The 2,005-nt window shown below is 67.2% G+C and carries 1 protein-coding gene; it reads left to right on the top strand.

The genetic code is table 11. The features are described 5' to 3' along the window. The coding region (locus ACWDTP_RS38260; RefSeq protein ID WP_450028414.1) for a condensation domain-containing protein at positions 1 to 2,005 on the top strand (2,005 nt) is incomplete at both ends.

The raw sequence follows: 2,005 nt of genomic DNA, 5'->3' as shown, positions 1-2,005 counted from the left end.
GCCCGGCTGATGTGGTGGACACCTGGGCGCCGGGTCGGGTGATGGTCAATGGGTACGGTCCGACCGAGACCACGGTGTACGCCACGATCAGTGCCCCGCTACAGGCAGGGTCGGGCGTGGTGCCGATCGGTGTGCCGGTGCCGGGGGCGGCGTTGTTTGTCCTGGATCGGTGGCTGCGTCAAGTCCCGGCCGGGGTGGTGGGCGAGCTGTACGTGGCCGGCCGCGGTGTGGGCCTCGGGTACGTGCGCCGGCCGGGGTTGACGGGTTCGCGGTTTGTGGCCTGCCCGTTCGGGGCGCCTGGTCAGCGGATGTATCGCACCGGGGACTTGGTGTCCTGGGCGCCCGATGGCCAGTTGCGGTACGTCGGGCGGGCCGATGAGCAGGTCAAGATCCGCGGCTACCGCATCGAACTCGGCGAAATCCAGTCCGTTTTGGCCGATCTGGACGGGGTCGAGCAGGCCGTGGTGACCGCCCGCGAGGACCGGCCGGGGGACAAGCGTCTGGTCGGTTACGTCACGGGTACCGCGGATCCGGCGCGGGTGCGTGCTGAACTCTCCCAGCGGTTGCCGGCGTACATGGTCCCGGCCGCGGTCGTGGCGCTCGAGGCGTTGCCGCTGACGGTCAACGGCAAACTGGACAAGAGGGCCCTGCCGGCACCGGAATACACGCCTGGTGATCACTACCGCGGCCCGTCCACCGCGCTCGAGGAAGTCCTGGTCGGCATCTATGCCCGGGTCCTCGGCCTGGACCGGGTCGGCGTCGACGATTCGTTCTTCGACCTCGGCGGCGATTCCTTGTCGGCGATGCGCCTGATCGCCGCGGTCAACACCAGCCTGGACACCGACCTCCCGGTGCGCACCTTGTTCGACGCCCCCACCGTCGCCCAACTCGCCCCCCTGGTGAACGCGGGTTCGGGCGGACGCGAACCGCTGACCCCACAGCAACGCCCGGATACGATCCCGCTGTCCTATGCACAGCAACGACTCTGGTTCCTGGATCAGATGCAGGGACCCTCACCGATCTACAACATGGCAGTCGCGTTGCGATTGGAAGGGCGCCTGAACACCGACGCGTTAGGTCGGTCACTCGTCGATGTGATCGGCCGCCACGAGAGCTTGCGCACCATATTCGCCACGGCAAACGGAATCCCTCAGCAAATCGTAGTGCCGACCCTGCAGGCAGATCTGAGCTGGGAAATCGTCGAGGCCGATCAGTGGCCGTCGGCGCGGCTGGAGGATGCCGTCGCGGAGGTGGCGCGGCACAACTTTGATCTGGCGGCCGAGATTCCTTTGTGGGCCGTGCTTTTCCGCGCCAGTGTGGACGAGCATGTGCTGGTCGCGGTGGTGCATCATATCGCCGCGGATGGCTGGTCGATCGCCCCGATGGTGGCCGATCTGAGCGTGGCCTACGCCAGTCGGTGCGCGGGCCGGGCACCGGAATGGCCGCCGTTGCCGGTGCAGTACGTTGATTACGCTCTGTGGCAGCGTAATTGGTTGGGCTCCGAAGGTGACCCCGACAGTGTGATCGCCGGGCAATTGGCCTACTGGGAAGACACGCTAGCTGGGCTGCCCGAGCGGCTGGAGCTCCCCACGGATCGGCCGTATCCGCCGGTCGCCGATTACCGCGGAGGCAGCGTGGCGGTGGACTGGCCGACCGAATTGCAGCAGCACATTGCGCGGGTGGCTCGTGAACACAACGTGACCAGCTTCATGGTCGTCCAGGCGGCCCTGGCACTCCTGGTGGCGCAGCTGAGTGCCAGTCCTGACGTCGCGGTGGGGATCGCGACAGCCGGACGTAACGATCCGGCGCTGGACGAGCTGGTCGGGTTCTTCGTCAACACCTTGGTGCTGCGGGTGGATCTGTCCGGTGATCCCACCGTCGCCGAGGTACTCACCCAGGTACGCCAGCGCGGCCTGGCGGCTTTCGAGCATCAGGATGTGCCGTTCGAGGTGTTGGTGGAGCGGCTCAACCCGGCCCGCAGCCGGACCCATCACCCGCTCGTTCA

It is taken from the genome of Mycobacterium sp. NPDC003449, assembly GCF_053588415.1.
The sequence above is the reverse complement of the archived record's forward strand: the minus strand, read 5'-3'. Positions and strand labels throughout refer to the sequence as shown.